The following is a 14,822-nucleotide window of genomic DNA, read 5'->3' on the forward strand; positions in this document are numbered from 1 at the left end:
TCCCGGTCCCTCGGGGCTGACCTGCCGGCGCCGCGATGGATACCGTCTGCCGGGGACGCGCAGGCAGAGCGGGCAGGTTCCCGGGCAGCCTGCACCGGTGCCCATGGCGACACTCCCCGCACGTCATCGCCATTACCTGCCCTGTGCGCCCGCCAGCGATGACGCACCGCGCCCGCCGGTCCCTGCGTGGCTGACGCCCCGCCTACAATGGCGTCGATGGAATCGCGCCTGCCACCGCTGCCGGACGCCACCACGCCAGTGCTGGTCGGCTTCAGCGGCGGCCTGGATTCGACCGTGCTGCTGCACCTTCTCGCGCATGCCCCGGCGGTGCGCGCACGCGGCCTGCGCGCGGTGCATGTGCACCACGGGCTGCAGCCCGCCGCCGACGCCTGGGCCGCGCACTGCCAGCACGTCTGCGGGCAATGGCAGGTGCCGCTGCAGGTGGTGCGGGTGCAGGTGGACACGGACACCGGCGAGGGCCCCGAGGCGGCCGCGCGCCGCGCCCGCCATGCGGCGTTCGCCGCTGTCCTGCGCCCGGGCGAACGCCTGGCGCTGGCGCATCACCGCGACGACCAGGCCGAGACCTTCCTGCTGCGCGCCCTGCGCGGCTCCGGCGTGGAGGGCCTGGCGGCCATGCGCGAACACCGCGATTTCGGCGCCGGCCAGCTGTGGCGGCCGCTGCTGCACGTCCCGCGCGCGGCGCTGGAAGCCCATGCCCGCCAGCACCACCTGCACTGGATCGAGGACCCCAGCAACGACCAGGACGCATTCGACCGCAACTTCCTGCGCAACACGCTGATGCCGTTGCTGGCCACGCGCTGGCCCGACGCCGCCGCGCAGTTCGCCCGCAGCGCCGCACTCGCTGGCGAGGCCGCAACACTGCTGCAGGCACAGGACGGGCAGTGGCTGCCCGGCTGCAGCGACCACGCCGGTACGTTGTCGGTCGCCGCGCTGGCGGCGCTGCCGGCGCCGGCGTGCGCGCGCGTGCTGCGCCTGTGGGCGCGGCAGCGCGGGCTGCCGCCGTTGCCGGGGCATGGCGTGGACCGCATCCGCCACGACCTGCTCGTCGCCGGCCATGACCGGCAGGCGGAGTTCCGTTGGCGACAGGCCCGCGTCGTGCGCTGGCGCGACCGCCTGCACGCGGTCGCCGACGCCCCGCCGTGGCCGCCTGGCTGGCAGGCAGACTGGGATGGCCGCACGCCGCTGGCACTGCCCGACGGCGGCGTGCTGGCGCTGCGCGGCACGCCCGGCTTCGATGCGCCGTTGCGGGTCCGCCAGCGCCGGGGTGGCGAGCGCATCCAACTGCCCGGCCGCGCCCACTCGCACCTGCTCAAGCACCGCCTGCAGGCGTCGGACATCCCGCCGTGGCTGCGCCCGCACCTGCCGCTGCTGTGCGACGGCGCGCAGGTGCTCGCCGCCGGCGACGGCATCGTCGCCGCCCCCCTGCAGGACTGGCTGCGGGCCCGCGGCGCGCAGTTGCACTGGCAGCCCCCGGGCAGCGCGAATTGACCGGTCAGCGCCCGCCGCTCACACTTCCCCCATGCCCAAGAAGTCCCCCAACGAGACCTCGCCGGTCGCCCACTTCGAGCAATCGCTGGAAGAGCTGGAGCAGCTGGTGCAGAAGATGGAAACCGGCGAACTGAGCCTGGAGCAGTCGCTGGCCGCCTACGAACGCGGTGTCGGCCTGTACCGCCAGTGCCAGCAGGCGCTGGAGCAGGCCGAACTGCGCGTGCGCCTGCTCACCGATCCGGCGCAGCCGGAGAAATCCGAACCGTTCGAACAGGCCGGCGATGTCGACTGAGGCCCTGTTCGCCGGCTGGATCGCACGCACCGAGCAGCACCTGCACACCGCCCTGCCCGATCCCGACGCCGCGCCGCAGCGCCTGCACCAGGCCATGCGCTACGCCGCGCTGGGCGGCGGCAAGCGCATGCGGCCGCTGCTGGTGCGTGCCGCCGGCCACCTGTTCGCCGCCGACCCGGCGCTGCTCGACGCACCGGCCAGCGCGGTCGAACTGATCCACGCCTATTCGCTGGTGCATGACGACCTGCCGGCGATGGACGACGACGCCCTGCGCCGCGGCCGCCCCACCACCCACGTCGCGTTCGACGAGGCCACCGCGATCCTGGCCGGCGATGCGCTGCAGACCCGCGCCTTCGAGCTGCTTGCCGACGCCCCGCTGCCACCGGTGCTGGCGGTGGCCTGCCTGCGCACCCTGGCCACCGCGGCCGGCGCGGCCGGCATGTGCGGTGGCCAGGCGCTGGACATCGACGCTACCGGCCGCCGGCAGCCGCTGTCCGGCCTGGAACGCATGCACGCGCTCAAGACCGGCGCGCTGATCCGCGCCGCGGTGCGCATGGGCGCACTGTGCGGTGGCGCTGGCGATGCCGAACTGGCGCGGCTGGACGGCTTCGCCGACGCGCTCGGCGTGGCCTTCCAGGTGCGCGACGACATCCTCGACGTCGAGGCCAGCTCCGAGCAGCTGGGCAAGACCGCCGGCAAGGATGCGGCGCAGGACAAGTCCACCTTCCCGGCACTGCTGGGCATGGACGGCGCCAAGGCGCGACTGGAAGCACTGGCGGTCGACATGCGCGACGCGCTGGCACCGTTCGGTGCGCGTGCCGATGCACTGTCGGCGCTGGCCGAGCTGGCGATCCGGCGCTCGCATTGATGCCCCGCCGGGCACGCATCGCGCGCACGGCCGCCACACACCACGCGACGAAAACGAAAAGGCCCGGGAATCCCGGGCCTTTTCGTTGCTGCATGCTGCCGCCGGATTACTTGATCAGGCGCAGGGTGAACGGGTAGCGGTAGGTTTCGCCCTTGTTCGCGGCGAGCGCTGCGAGGATGGTCAGCACCAGCCATGCGATACCCACGACGATCAGCAGCAGGAAGCCGATCAGCACCAGCGTCAGGATGCCCGAGACGAACGCGGCGATGAACACGGTGATGTTGAAGTTCAGCGCTTCCTTGCCCTGGTCGGCCACGAACGGCATCGTGTCCTTCTTGACCAGCCACACGATCAGCGGCCCCAGCAGATTGCCCAGGGGGATGACGATGCCGGCCAGTGCGGCCAGGTGCGCAAACATGCCCCATTGCTTTTCTTCGGCACTGACGCCGTTGGCCGCGGTGTTCTCGTAATCGCTCATGGTGTTTCCCTTTACCTTGGTCTGTGGAATGTGTGGGGTGCTGTCATCCGCGGTCCCCCGGATTGCCCGCAGCGGCGGCAGCCGAAGAATTACGTCACTCGTCGCCCGCGACCGTCATTGTCCCGACAAGGATCGATCCTGTCGAGATATGTGAACGCGGGTCGATGTCGCTGCCCACCGCCTCGATGCTGGCGAACATCTGTTTCAGATTGCCTGCGATGGTGATGCCGTCCACCGGCCAGGCGATCTGCCCGTTCTCCACCCAGAAACCGCTGGCGCCGCGCGAGTAGTCGCCGGTCACGCCGTTGACCCCCTGGCCCATCAGCTCGGTGACCAGCAGGCCGCTGCCCATACCCGAGAGCATGGAGCGCAGGTCGCCGGCATTGGCCGCCACCGCCAGGTTGTGCACGCCACCGGCGTTGGCGGTGGTCTGCAGGCCCAGCCGGCGCGCCGAGTAGCTGCCCAGGATGTAACGCTGCAGCACGCCGCCACTTACCAGCGCCGAATCGCGCGTGGCCACGCCCTCGCCGTCGAACGCGCTCGAGCGCAGGCCGTGGCGCAGCAGCGGCCGCTCGTCGATGGCGAACCACTCCGGGAACAACTGCGTCCCGGCACTGTCGAGCAGGAAACTGGCGCGCCGGTACAGCGCGCCGCCGGAAACGGCCGACAACAGGTGGCCGACCAGCGAGCGCGCCACTTCCGCGGCGAACAGCACCGGCACCTGCCCGGTCGCCAGCGAGCGCGGCTGCAGGCGCGCCAGCGTGCGCTCGGCCGCGCGGCGGCCGATGGCCTCCGGGTCCTGCAGGTCGGCACGGGCGATCGCGCTGCTGTACCAGCCGTCGCGCTGCATGCCGTCGCCCTGCCCGGCGATCAGTGCGCAGCCGATGGAGTGGTGGCTGCTGCGTTCGCGGCCGATGAAACCATGCGAGTTGGCGTAGACCGACAGGCTCTGCGCGGTGGCCACCGAGGCGCCGTCGGAATTGGCGATGCGCGGATCGGCGCCACGCCCGGCCGCTTCGCAGGCCAGGGCCAGCTCCACCGCGTCATGCGCGTCCAGCGACCACGGGTGCCAGGTATCCAGGTCGGGGAAGTCGCGCGCCATCAGCACCGCGTCGGCCAGGCCCGCGGCCGCATCGTCCTCGGTGTGGCGGGCGATGGCGCACGCCTGGGCCACGGTCGCCTCCAGGCTGCCCTCCTGCAGGTCGGCGGTGCTGGCGCTGCCCTTGCGCTGGCCGAAATACACGGTGACGGCGATGCCGCGGTCGTGGGTGGATTCGACCGTTTCCACTTCGCCCAGGCGTACGTTCACGTCCAGGCCGCGGTCCTCGCTGCAGCTGACTTCGGCCTGGCTGGCACCCAGCGCGCGGGCCTTTTCCAGCAACCGCTGCGAGATGCCGGCCAGGTGCTCCAGCCGTTGCAGGCTGTCGTCGGCGGCGAAGGTTCCGGTGGTGATGGTGTTCAATGCTTTATCCTTTCAACGAATCAGGCCGGAGCCGGCCGTTTCCTCCCCCGGCGGGGGAGGCTGGCGTGAAGCGCCGGATGCGGGTACGGGCCATGCCACCCGGCATCGCGGGACTTCGCCCATTCCCCCCTCTCCCCGGCGGCAGAGGGGTACAACGGATCAACTTTAATCGAGTAACAAGGCAATGCGCGGACGCGACGAAGATACCGGCGAATTTTTCAGCGAGAGCCGCAGCCAGAACCGGCGCGAGGCGCTGGAAGTACTGGCGCTGGGCGAGAAGCTGGTGGAACTGACGGCCGCGCAGCTGGCGCGCCTGCCGATCCCCGCGGAGCTGCTCGAGCACATCGAGTACAGCAAGCGCATCACCTCGCACGGCGCGCGCAAGCGCCAGCTGGCGTTCCTGGCCAAGCAGATGCGCCGCGAGGACGACGCCACCCTGGACGCCATCCGCGACGCGATGGAAGCCAACAGCGAGACCTCCAAGCGCGCGGTGGCGCTGATGCACCGCATCGAGCGCTGGCGCGAGCGCCTGCTGGCCGAAGGCGACGCCGCCCTGGCCGAGCTGCTGGACGAGTATCCGGACGCCGACCGCCAGGCCCTGCGCACCCTGGTCCGCAATGCGCTGGCGGAAAAGGCCAGGAACAAGCCGCCGCGCGCCTTCCGCGAGATCTACCAGGCGCTGCGCGACCTGATGCTGCCGGCGCAGGCCGCCGCTGCCGATGCCGACATGGCCGGGGACGAGGCGGACGACGCGGACGAACCGGCCGCCTGACATGCGCCGCGCGTGGGCCCTGCCCGTGCTGCTGGCGGCGATGCTGCTGGCCGGCCTCGGCCTGGCGCTGCGGTTCGCCCTGGCGGGGTTTTTCGGCGCCGTGCTCGGCGGGCTGTGCCTGGGGGCGGCCGCGCTGCTGGCCATCACCTGGGTCGCCATCGCCGGCCTGTCGGCCATCCACCGCCGGTGTTCGCGACGCACCTTCGCGCTGGCGCTGGCCTGCGCGCTGCTGCTGCCACCGCTGGCGCTGGCCGCGGGCGTCCAGCTCAAGCTGCGCAGCGCCTATCTGGCCGTGGTGCCCTGGCAACTGGACGTACATGACATCGCGTACCGCAAGGAACGACGCTGGGGGCTGCCGCTGCTCGCCTTGCCGGGCGACAACGAGACCGGCATCCGCGTCTTCCCCCTGCCTCCGCGTGCGGCGCAGGCGCTGCGGCAGCACGGCATCGCCTACCTGCGCGGGCTGCCGGACATGCCGCTGCGGCTGGACGACCCGCGTACCCGCGGCCGCTATGAACACTGGCATGAGACGCCGCTCGACGAAAACGCGCGCCGCCATGTCACCCATCATTGCGAGGATGGCGACGGGGGGTTCTGCATCGCGGTCGATGCCCGGGTCTGGAGCGCGGTGCGGCACGCCATTTCCACGCCCGGCAGCTACTACGCCATCGGCCGCAGCGGGGTGATCGTCATCGACCCGGCGCGGCAACGCGTGATCTACATGTACAACGGCTAGGCCGTGGCCGTGGCCGTGGCCGTGGCCGTGGCCCTGGCCAGCGCGCCACGGCTCACGCCTGGGTGCCGCCCACGGTGAGCCCGTCGATCAGCAGCGACGGCTGGCCGACGCCGACCGGCACGCTCTGGCCGTCCTTGCCGCAGATGCCCACGCCTTCGTCCAGCGCCAGGTCGTTGCCGACCATGCGCACCTTCTGCATGGTTTCCGGGCCGTTGCCGATCAACGTCGCGCCCTTGACCGGGGCGGTGATCCGGCCGTCCTCGATCAGGTAGGCCTCGGTCGCGGAGAACACGTACTTGCCGCTGGTGATGTCGACCTGGCCGCCACCGAAGTTGACCGCATACAGCCCTTTCTTCACCGAGCGGATCATTTCCTGCGGGTCGTGGCTGCCGGCGCGCATGTAGGTGTTGGTCATGCGCGGCATGGTCAGGTGCGCGAACGATTCGCGGCGGCCGTTGCCGGTGGGCGCCACGCCCATCAGCCGCGCATTGAGCGTGTCCTGCATGTAGCCGACCAGGATGCCGTCCTCGATCAGCGGCGTGCACTGGGTCGGGGTGCCTTCGTCGTCGATGGTGAGCGAGCCGCGGCGGCCATCCAGGGTGCCGTCGTCGACGATGGTCACGCCACGGGCGGCGACACGCTCGCCGATGCGGCCGGCATAGACACTGGTGCCCTTGCGGTTGAAGTCGCCTTCCAGGCCGTGGCCCACCGCCTCGTGCAGCAGCACGCCGGGCCAGCCCGGCCCCAGCACCACAGGCATCACCCCGGCCGGCGCCGGGATCGCCTCCAGGTTCACCAGCGCCTGCCGCAGCGCTTCGCGGGCGAAGGCCTCGGGGCGGCCATCGGCGAACAGTTCCTGGTAACCATGGCGGCCGCCGCCACCGGCGTAGCCGGACTCGCGACGGCCGTCCTGCTCGACGATCACCTGCACGTTCAAGCGCACCAGCGGGCGCACGTCGGCGCCGAGCACGCCGTCGCTGCGCGCGATCAGCACCGTGTCGACGCCGCCGGACAGGCTCACCATCACCTGCTGCACGCGCGGGTCGGCCGCGCGCAGGTAACGGTCCAGGCGCTTGAGCACCTCCACCTTGGCCTCGTTGCCAAGGCTGTCCACCGGATCCAGCGCCGGATACAGCTGCCGGGTGGCCGGTGCGCGGGCCTGGCCATGCGCCAGCGCGCGCGCGTCGCAGGTGCCGCCGTCACGCGAGATCGCCCGTGCCGACTGCGCGGCCGCCAGCAGCGCCGCCGGCTGGATGTCGTCGGAATAGGCGAAGCCGGTCTTCTCGCCAGCAATGGCGCGCACGCCCACGCCCTGCTCGATGGAATGGGCGCCGTCCTTGACGATGCCGTCCTCCACGCTCCAGCTCTCGCGCCGCGAATGCTGGAAGTACAGGTCACCGAAATCCACGCCCGGGCCCAGCAGCGTGCCGAAGGTGCGTTCGAGGCGGGTGGCATCCAGCCCGGCCGGCAGCAGCAGGCGGGATTCGGCGAGCATCAGGGCGTTGTCGGTCATGGCTTTCCAGATGGGGGCAGGCGCTGGGTTCGCAAGCCTGCGGCAGCAGCGGTCAGGGGGGGCCGGCGCCGGCCGGGCCCAGCGCCGGCGGCGGCGGGCGCGGGGCATCGCGGTCGACCACTTCCACCTTCGGGTCGGACCACGGGCCGGTGACACGATAGGTCTTGGCGCCGATCTCGCCCAGTGGCTTGCCCAGCACCGCATTGGCGGCCGCGCCCACCGCCGCGCCCACCGGGCCGCCGGCGACGGCACCGACCACGGTGAGCAGGTTGCCCGAGCGCGGGTTGACCTCGACGGTCTGGTCGAACTGCTGCGCGCGCAGGTCGGCCTGGCCGCGGATGGTGATGTCCGCCGCCGGCCCCTGCATGCCGATGCGGTCGGTACGGGCCAGGCCGTCGCCGAAGGCGACCCGGCCCTCGGCATGGTTGAACGCCAGGCCCTTGGAGAAGAAGTCGCGGAAATCCAGCATCAGCCGGCGCGGCAGCTGGGCGATGCTGAGCAGGCCCAGCACCCGTCCCGCCCCCGGCTCCACCTCCAGGATCTGGCCGTTGCGGATATCGATGTCCAGCGTGCCTTCCAGTCCGGCCAGATTGAACGCCGCCGGCGCGCCGTCCCAGCCGGCGTTGAACTGAAGCTGCCCCTGGCCGCCGCGCAACTGCCCGCCATAGCCCAGGTTGTCCAGCAACCCGCCCAGGTTCTCGCTGCGCACGGCCGCCTCGAACCGGGTCCGGGCCTGGGCGCCGGTGCCGCGCCATTGCCCGGTCACGTCGATGGCCTGCTTGGGCGAGCGGAACTGCAGTTGCGACACCTGCAGGCCGTCGGCCAGCGGCCGGGTGCGCAGCGTGGTCTGTCCCAGTTCGGCCTTGCCGAAGGACAGGTCGCCGATGTCCAGCGCCAGCGGCGGCACCTTCGCCGGATCCAGCGGGTCCGCGGGACGGTCGCCCGCCTCGCCGGCCGCGGCCGTGGCCGCCTGCCAGTGCACCCGCGCCAGGGTGCCGCTGACGGTGCCGCCATCGGCGGCGGGAAACAGCAGGTCGCCGGCCAGCGCAGGCCCTTCCAGCTGCACCGCCACCGCGTCCTTGCCCGGGCGCAGGCGCAGCCGGGTCTGTTCGAAGCGGCCGCCGACCAGCAGCAACTGGTCGGCCAGCACGTCCACCTGCTTCAGCGCGACGCCATCGGCATCGCCGCCGTCGCCGCCCCCGCGCGCCAGGCCGATCCATTCCAGCGCGTCCAGCGATGGCGTGCGCCCGTCCACCACCAGCCCGTCGCCCGGCGGCTCGCGGCTGACCCGGTCGCTGCCCAGGGTCACCTGCACGCCGGTGCGGCCGTTGTGCGTACGCGCGGCCAGCGCCAGGCGCCGGCCGAAGGCGACTTCGGTGGTCCCGCTGCCCAGCGGCAGACTGGCCGTTACCCGGGTCGGCAGGGTGTCGGCGGCCGGCTTGTCCAGCGGCGCCGGCAACTGCAGCCGCGTGCCCTGCAGGTCCGAGCGCAGGCTGAGCGTGGTCGGCGGCGCGCTGCGGCTGCCATCGGGCGCCTTCGGCAGGGCCACGCCGATGGTCCAGCGCGAGGTGCCGTGCACATAGGGCTGCAGCCATTTCAGTTCCGGCGCACGCTCCAGCAGATCGCTGGCGGCCAGCGAAGACGTCAGTTCCGCCTCGAACGCATTGCCCGGATCGTTCACCGGCGTGCCCGCGCTGAGCGACAGCACGCCGTCGTGCTCGCGGTGCCTGACCTGCAGTGCCGCCGCATGGAAGCCACCACTGCCGTACTCGGCCTTGCCGCGCACATTGTCGAAGCGCAGGTCCCAGCGGCTGTCGGCCAGGGTCGCACCGCGCAGCTCCACGTCGCCGCTGACCTGGCCCTCGCCTTCATGCAGCGGCAACGACAGGCCGAAATTGACCGCGGCCGGGCCGCTGGCGCTGAGCGCGTCGAGCGTTTCGCCGTACGTGCCATGCAACGGACTCTGCCGCAGCAACGCCAGAAGGTGCCTGCTGTCGTCGAGCGTGCGCGCGTCCACCTTCAGCCGCGACTCGTGGAAATCGGCGATGCCGGCCCGGAAGGCATCGACCTTGGCCCCGCCGAGGTTGCCCTTGCCCTGCAGCGCGAAGCCATTGGCGATGAAGGTGATATCGGCATCCACGCCGCTCATGGCCGGCCAGCCGTGCGAGAAACGCAGGGTCCCGTTGTCGATGCGCCCGCCCGCCTCGAAGCGGCCGTCGTTGCCGTCGAACGGCCAGTCGTCGAGATCGCCCACGGCCAGGCCGACGCCGCCGCGCAGTTGCCCGTCCACCAGCGCGCCGTCCAGCCAGTCCACCGAAGCCTGGCTCATGTGCGAGCGCACCCAGAATCCCTTGGCCGCGGTGATCGGCACGTCGTCCAGCGCCGCCGCCAGGCTGATCCATGGCCGCGTGCCGTCGCCCTGGAACCACAGGCCGCCGCGCACGTTGGCCGCGTAGTCGTTGCCCTGCACGCGCATGGCCGGCGTGGCCACATGCCAGCCATCGCCTTCGCGCCAGGCCACCGCCTGGCCATCCAGCTTCAGGGTGTGGGCAACGCCGAATCCGGTCGGCCAGTCGAAGCGCATGGCATGGGCCGGCAGCAACCGCAGCGCCACCGCCTGGCCATCGCCCTCGAAGCGCCCGCGCAGGCCGCTCAGTCCCGGGCTGCCATCGACCGCCGAAAACGCGGCTTCCTCCAGCTCCCCGGCACCATGCATGGCCCCGCCCGTCCGCCCGCCGATATCCACGTCGGCAAAGCGCAGGACCGGCGCGGCGCGGTACAGCCAATGGCGCAGCCCCGGCTCGACCGCGTCGCTGAGCGCGGCCACCCGCAGCAGCGGGGTCGCATCGATGCGCCGGCCGCGCAGCGCGAAGTCGCGCCCGCCGCCCAGGTGCAGGCCGTCGAGTACCTGCGTGCCGCCCTTCCCGGTGGCGACCCGCAACTGCGGCGCATCCACCCGCCAGCGGTCGCCATCCTGGCGCCAGCGCGCACGCAGCCGCAGGCTGTCGAAGCCTGCGCTCGGCGGCTTGCCGCCGGTGGCGAAGGGGGCGCCCGCCAGTTCCAGCTTTTCCAGCGTGGCATCGGCGATGACCGACGCCACGCGGTGGTCGTTCAACGCCACCCAGGTGCGGATCGTGCCGGTGCCCCTGCGCACGTCGATCCCACCGAAATGCAGCAGCCCGCGCCACGCCGCCAGGTCGGCCGGGGTGGCCGATATCCAGGCGGTGCCGTCGCCGCGCTGGCGCTGGAAATCGAGCACCGCGGTCACCGGTGCGGCATCGTGGGCGATCCAGGCGCGGGCACCGGCGCGCACGCGCTCGCCGTCCACGCGCAGGCGCAGGTCGATGCGCGGCAGTTCCGCGTCCAGCCCGAGCGACGGCGCATCCAGCCGCAGGCGGCCACCGATCACCTGCAGCTCGCCCAGCCGGCGCACGGTCTCCAACGGATCGCCGGCATCAGCGGCGGCAGGCAGACCACGCACCGACCAGCGGCCGTCATCGGCCCGTTGCAGGGTCAGCACCAGCCCGCGCAGGCGCAGTTCGGTCAGCGGCGCGCCCGGCAGCAGGCCCGAATACAGCGACACCAGCACCTCGGCCTGGCCGATGCGCACGCCCTCGCCCTGGCCGACGCGCAGGCCATCGAGCCGCAGCAGCGGGCCGCGCCGGGTCCAGGCGGTATCCAGGTGGTCGAACGCCACCGGCTGGCCGGCACGCTCGCTCAGCCAGGCGGCCACCTTGTCCGGGTGCCGCTCGACCAGCGGCAACAGCTGGTTGAGGCTGCCCACCAGCACGGCCACGACCACCAGCACCACGGCCAGCGCATAGATCGCATGGCGGCGCAGATGGCGGAGGCGGTAGCGCGACAGCACGGACATCGGGTTCGCAGGGGCTGGGGATCAGGGGCAGGCGGCAGGCAGCACGCCACCTTGCCACACCGGCAATGAACGCGGCCCGCGCCGCCGCGGGCCGGCGCCCCCGGGGCCGTCCGCGCCGCGGCTCACAGCAGGACCACGTCGAACTGCTCCTGCAGGTACTGGTCGTCTGCCTGGAAGCGGATGCTCTTGCCGAGGAATTCCTCCAGCTCGGCCACCGCCGCCGACTCCTCGTCGGTGATGCGCGCCACCACCTTGGTCGAGGCGATCACCAGCAGCCGCGCGGCATCGAACTGGCGCACGGCGCGGGTGATCTCGCGGAAGATCTCGTAGGTGACGGTCTCGGTGGTCTTGATGCTGCCGCGCCCGCCGCATTCCGGGCAGGGCTCGGACAGCTGCCGCTCCAGGCTCTCGACCGTGCGCTTGCGGGTCATCTCCACCAGGCCCAGCGGCGAAAAATCGTAGACCGTGGTCTTGGCATGGTCGCGGGCCAGCGACTTCTCCAGCGTGCGCAGCACCTGGCGGCGGTGCTCGGGATCGATCATGTCGATGAAGTCGATGATGATGATGCCGCCGAGGTTGCGCAGCCGCAGCTGCCGCGCCACCGCCTGCGCCGCCTCCAGGTTGGTGCGGAACACCGTCTCTTCCAGGTTGCGCTGGCCGAGGAAGGAGCCGGTGTTGACGTCGATGGTGGTCATCGCCTCGGTCTGGTCGATGACCAGGTAGCCGCCCGACTTGAGCGGCACCTGCTTGTCCAGCGCGCGGCCGATCTCGTCCTCCACGCCGTACAGGTCGAAGATCGGGCGGTCGCCGGTGTACAGCTCCAGCTTCTCGGCCAGCACCGGCATGTACTTGGCGACGAAGGCCTGCAGCTGGCCGAAGGTTTCCTTCGAGTCAACCTTCACCTTCTCCACGTCCTTGCGGATCAGGTCGCGCACCGAACGCAGCGGCAGGCTCAGGTCCTCGTAGATGATGCTGCGCGGCGGCGCCTCGCGGCCACGCCGCTCGACCACGTTCCATACCCGCGACAGGTAGGAGATGTCCTCGGCCAGCGCCTCGGCCGGCTGGCCTTCGGCGTTGGTGCGCACGATGTAGCCGTAGCCGCCATGCTGGGCGGATATCTCGGTGACCAGCGTCTTGAGCCGGGCGCGCTCGGCCTCGTCCTCGATCCGCGCCGACACCCCGACCATCTTCGACTGCGGCAGCAGCACCAGGTAGCGCGACGGGATGCTGACCTGGGTGGTCAGCCGCGCGCCCTTGCTGCCGATCGGGTCCTTGACCACCTGCACCACCACGTCCTGGCCGTCGCGCAGCAGCTCGACGATCGGCACCGACGACGGCAGCGGCAGGCTCGGCGCGGTTTCCTCGGTGTCGGCGGCCACCGGCGCCGGCCGCACCACGTCGTTGGCGTGCAGGAACGCGGCGCGCTCCAGCCCGACCTCGACGAAGGCGGCCTGCATGCCCGGCATCACCCGCTGCACCCGGCCCTTGTAGATGTTGCCGACCACGCCGCGGCGCCAGCCGCGCTCGATGTGCAGCTCCTGCAGCATGCCGTTCTCGATCACCGCCACCCGGGTTTCGCGCGGGGTGACGTTCACCAGTATTTCTTCGGACATCGGTTCAATCCTTTCCGGTCACGCCGAACCCGCGCAGCAGCGCGGCGGTCTGCTGCAACGGCAATCCCATCACGCCCGAATAGCTGCCCGAGAGCCGGCTGATCCAGCGCTCGGCGCCTCCCTGTATGGCATAGCCCCCGGCCTTGCCCATCGGCTCGCCGCTGGCGACGTAGGCGGCGATCTCATCCTCGCCCATCGCCGCGAACGTCACCTCCGATTCGACCACCACCTGTTCCTCGCGGGCGGGCGCCGCCAGGGCCACCGCGGTGATGACCAGGTGGGTGCGCCCGGCCAGCGAGCGCAGCATCGCCGCGGCGTCGGCGGCATCGGCGGGCTTGCCGTAGACGCGGTCGCCGAGCACCACCTCGGTGTCCGAACCGAGCACCACCGGGCGGGGTTCGGCGGCGACCCGCGCCAGCCCGGCGCGCGCCTTGTCCAGGGCGACGCGGCGCACGTAGGCCAGCGGCGATTCGTCGGCGCCACGGATTTCCGGGACATCCAGATCGAGCGCGCGGAACGGGATGTCCAGCCGCGCGAGCAGTTCGTTGCGACGGGGAGAGCGGGAAGCGAGATAGAGCATCGGCGAAGCATAACCTGCGCCCGTTGCGGCCGCGCCTGTCATCGACGGCGCATGCCCGTGCTCGCCATACCGGCCCCTTCCCGCCTACGCTTGGGCGGTCGCATGCTGAACGATCGGCAAAGCCCCCGCCACCGTCGCGACCCCGCGCGGCCTCACTACCCGTTCATCGCCACCACACCACCCTCGCATCCATCCAAGGAGGATCCACATGCGCCATTCCACCCTCGCCCCGCTGCTGCTCGCCCTGTCCTTCGCCTCGGGAGCCCCGATGACCGCCCACGCCCAGAACGCCCCGGCCGTCGTGGCCAGCGACGCCACCCTGCTGAACATTTCCGCCCAGGCCGAAGCGCGACGCGTCCCGGACGTGGCCACGCTGTCGGCCGGCGTGGTCACCCAGGCCGCCGACGGCAATACCGCCATGCGCGAGAACGCGGTGCAGATGGACAAGGTGATGGCCGCGATCAAGGCCGCCGGCATCGCCGAACGCGACATCCAGACCAGCGGCATCAACCTGAGCCCGCAGTACCGCTACGCCGACAACGAAGCGCCGAAGATCACCGGCTACCAGGCCAGCAACACCGTCAGCCTGAAGGTGCGCGACATCACCAGGCTGGGCAAGGTGCTCGACAGCCTGGCCGCGCAGGGCGCCAACCAGATCAACGGCCCGAGCTTCGAGATCGACCAGCCCGAACCGGTCTACGACGAAGCCCGCCTGGCCGCACTGAAGAAGGCCCAGGCCCGCGCCGAGACCTATGCCAAGTCGCTGGGCCTGCGCGTGCGCCGCATCGTCAGCATCTCCGAAGGCAGCAGTGGCGGCTTCCGCCCGCCGATGCCGATGATGGCGATGGCGCGCGCAGGCAAGGCCGAAATGGACACGGCGGTGGCGCCGGGCGAGACCACGCTGTCGGTCAGCCTGGACGTGGTGTTCGAACTGGGCCGCTGAATCCCGGACACCTGCGTCCCTGAAACGGCGCCTGCGGGCGCCGTTTTCCTGTCTGGCGGCTGACCGGGAACTCCGCCCCCGCTTGCCGGATCGTGGATTTACGGGCGCACTGGGTCCACGCGGGCCGGACCGGTGCACCCCCTGCAACCCCGCCCCGCGTCACCGAGCGTTGTATCCGGCAC

12 protein-coding genes are annotated in these 14,822 nt (G+C 71.7%); 6 read left to right on the plus strand and 6 right to left on the minus strand.

All coding sequences use genetic code 11. From position 1 onward, the window contains the following. The first annotated feature begins 216 nt into the window (after positions 1–216). Genes tilS through F0P95_RS14180 form a run of 3 tightly spaced genes read left to right on the plus strand, consistent with a single transcriptional unit; the run spans position 217 to position 2,669 of the window. Positions 217–1,509 carry a tRNA lysidine(34) synthetase TilS gene (gene tilS / locus F0P95_RS14170; protein ID WP_425515879.1) on the plus strand — a complete coding sequence of 431 codons (1,293 nt, stop codon included), beginning with the start codon at positions 217–219 and terminating at the stop codon, positions 1,507–1,509. Positions 1,510–1,540: 31 nt separating this feature from the next. Next, entirely contained in the window at positions 1,541–1,801 is a 261-nt protein-coding gene (locus F0P95_RS14175) for an exodeoxyribonuclease VII small subunit (RefSeq protein WP_182334768.1), read from the plus strand. Further along, entirely contained in the window at positions 1,791–2,669 is an 879-nt protein-coding gene (locus F0P95_RS14180) for a polyprenyl synthetase family protein (protein WP_182334769.1), read from the plus strand. Before F0P95_RS14175 ends, F0P95_RS14180 begins: the two co-directional genes overlap by 11 nt. 106 nt (positions 2,670–2,775) lie before the next feature. On the opposite strand, the gene F0P95_RS14185 is transcribed toward F0P95_RS14180, so the two are convergent. Continuing rightward, positions 2,776–3,147 carry a DUF4870 domain-containing protein gene (locus F0P95_RS14185; RefSeq protein ID WP_232528694.1) on the minus strand — a complete coding sequence of 124 codons (372 nt, stop codon included), beginning with the start codon at positions 3,145–3,147 and terminating at the stop codon, positions 2,776–2,778. A 94-nt stretch (positions 3,148–3,241) separates the two neighbouring features. Continuing rightward, positions 3,242–4,609 carry a metalloprotease PmbA gene (pmbA, locus tag F0P95_RS14190; RefSeq protein WP_182334770.1) on the minus strand — a complete coding sequence of 456 codons (1,368 nt, stop codon included), beginning with the start codon at positions 4,607–4,609 and terminating at the stop codon, positions 3,242–3,244. Between the two features lie 184 nt (positions 4,610–4,793). Between pmbA and yjgA the strand changes: the two genes are divergently transcribed. Both yjgA and F0P95_RS14200 read left to right on the plus strand, forming a co-directional pair. Beyond that, positions 4,794–5,381 (plus strand): ribosome biogenesis factor YjgA, encoded by a 588-nt coding sequence (gene yjgA, locus F0P95_RS14195; protein WP_182334771.1) that lies wholly within the window; start codon positions 4,794–4,796, stop codon positions 5,379–5,381. A gap of 1 nt (position 5,382) precedes the next feature. Further along, complete coding sequence (locus F0P95_RS14200) at positions 5,383–6,117, plus strand: hypothetical protein (protein ID WP_182334772.1); 735 nt, start codon at positions 5,383–5,385, stop codon at positions 6,115–6,117. A 52-nt stretch (positions 6,118–6,169) separates the two neighbouring features. Here the strand turns inward: F0P95_RS14200 and tldD are convergent, their stop codons facing one another. The 4 genes from tldD to F0P95_RS14220 all read right to left on the minus strand — a co-directional run bounded on the left by tldD (position 6,170) and on the right by F0P95_RS14220 (position 13,697). Further along, entirely contained in the window at positions 6,170–7,630 is a 1,461-nt protein-coding gene (tldD, locus tag F0P95_RS14205; protein ID WP_182334773.1) for a metalloprotease TldD, read from the minus strand. 52 nt (positions 7,631–7,682) lie between these two features. Further along, on the minus strand, positions 7,683–11,504 hold the full coding sequence (locus F0P95_RS14210; protein ID WP_182334774.1) for a YhdP family protein: 3,822 nt from the start codon (positions 11,502–11,504) through the stop codon (positions 7,683–7,685). 122 nt (positions 11,505–11,626) lie between these two features. Beyond that, positions 11,627–13,117: a ribonuclease G gene (rng, locus tag F0P95_RS14215; protein ID WP_182334775.1), complete on the minus strand. Its 1,491-nt coding sequence runs from the start codon at positions 13,115–13,117 to the stop codon at positions 11,627–11,629. A gap of 4 nt (positions 13,118–13,121) precedes the next feature. Beyond that, the gene (locus F0P95_RS14220; protein ID WP_182334776.1) at positions 13,122–13,697 is read right to left on the minus strand and encodes a Maf family nucleotide pyrophosphatase; all 576 of its coding nucleotides are present in this window, start codon (positions 13,695–13,697) and stop codon (positions 13,122–13,124) included. Between the two features lie 208 nt (positions 13,698–13,905). Between F0P95_RS14220 and F0P95_RS14225 the strand changes: the two genes are divergently transcribed. After that, on the plus strand, positions 13,906–14,640 hold the full coding sequence (locus F0P95_RS14225; protein ID WP_054666704.1) for an SIMPL domain-containing protein: 735 nt from the start codon (positions 13,906–13,908) through the stop codon (positions 14,638–14,640). Positions 14,641–14,822 lie beyond the last annotated feature (182 nt).

Origin of the sequence: Stenotrophomonas acidaminiphila (assembly GCF_014109845.1) — a bacterium.
Taxonomy (GTDB): domain Bacteria; phylum Pseudomonadota; class Gammaproteobacteria; order Xanthomonadales; family Xanthomonadaceae; genus Stenotrophomonas; species Stenotrophomonas acidaminiphila.

Bases quoted from the DNA above. Each gene is read 5' to 3' on its own strand.
- F0P95_RS14220 (WP_182334776.1), bottom strand. From the start codon at position 13,697: ATGCTCTATCTCGCTTCCCGCTCTCCCCGTCGCAACGAACTGCTCGCG.
- tilS (WP_425515879.1), top strand. From the start codon at position 217: ATGGAATCGCGCCTGCCACCGCTGCCGGACGCCACCACGCCAGTGCTG.
- F0P95_RS14180 (WP_182334769.1), top strand. From the start codon at position 1,791: ATGTCGACTGAGGCCCTGTTCGCCGGCTGGATCGCACGCACCGAGCAG.
- yjgA (WP_182334771.1), top strand. From the start codon at position 4,794: ATGCGCGGACGCGACGAAGATACCGGCGAATTTTTCAGCGAGAGCCGC.
- F0P95_RS14200 (WP_182334772.1), top strand. From the start codon at position 5,383: ATGCGCCGCGCGTGGGCCCTGCCCGTGCTGCTGGCGGCGATGCTGCTG.
- F0P95_RS14210 (WP_182334774.1), bottom strand. From the start codon at position 11,504: ATGTCCGTGCTGTCGCGCTACCGCCTCCGCCATCTGCGCCGCCATGCG.
- tldD (WP_182334773.1), bottom strand. From the start codon at position 7,630: ATGACCGACAACGCCCTGATGCTCGCCGAATCCCGCCTGCTGCTGCCG.
- F0P95_RS14175 (WP_182334768.1), top strand. From the start codon at position 1,541: ATGCCCAAGAAGTCCCCCAACGAGACCTCGCCGGTCGCCCACTTCGAG.
- F0P95_RS14185 (WP_232528694.1), bottom strand. From the start codon at position 3,147: ATGAGCGATTACGAGAACACCGCGGCCAACGGCGTCAGTGCCGAAGAA.
- F0P95_RS14225 (WP_054666704.1), top strand. From the start codon at position 13,906: ATGCGCCATTCCACCCTCGCCCCGCTGCTGCTCGCCCTGTCCTTCGCC.
- rng (WP_182334775.1), bottom strand. From the start codon at position 13,117: ATGTCCGAAGAAATACTGGTGAACGTCACCCCGCGCGAAACCCGGGTG.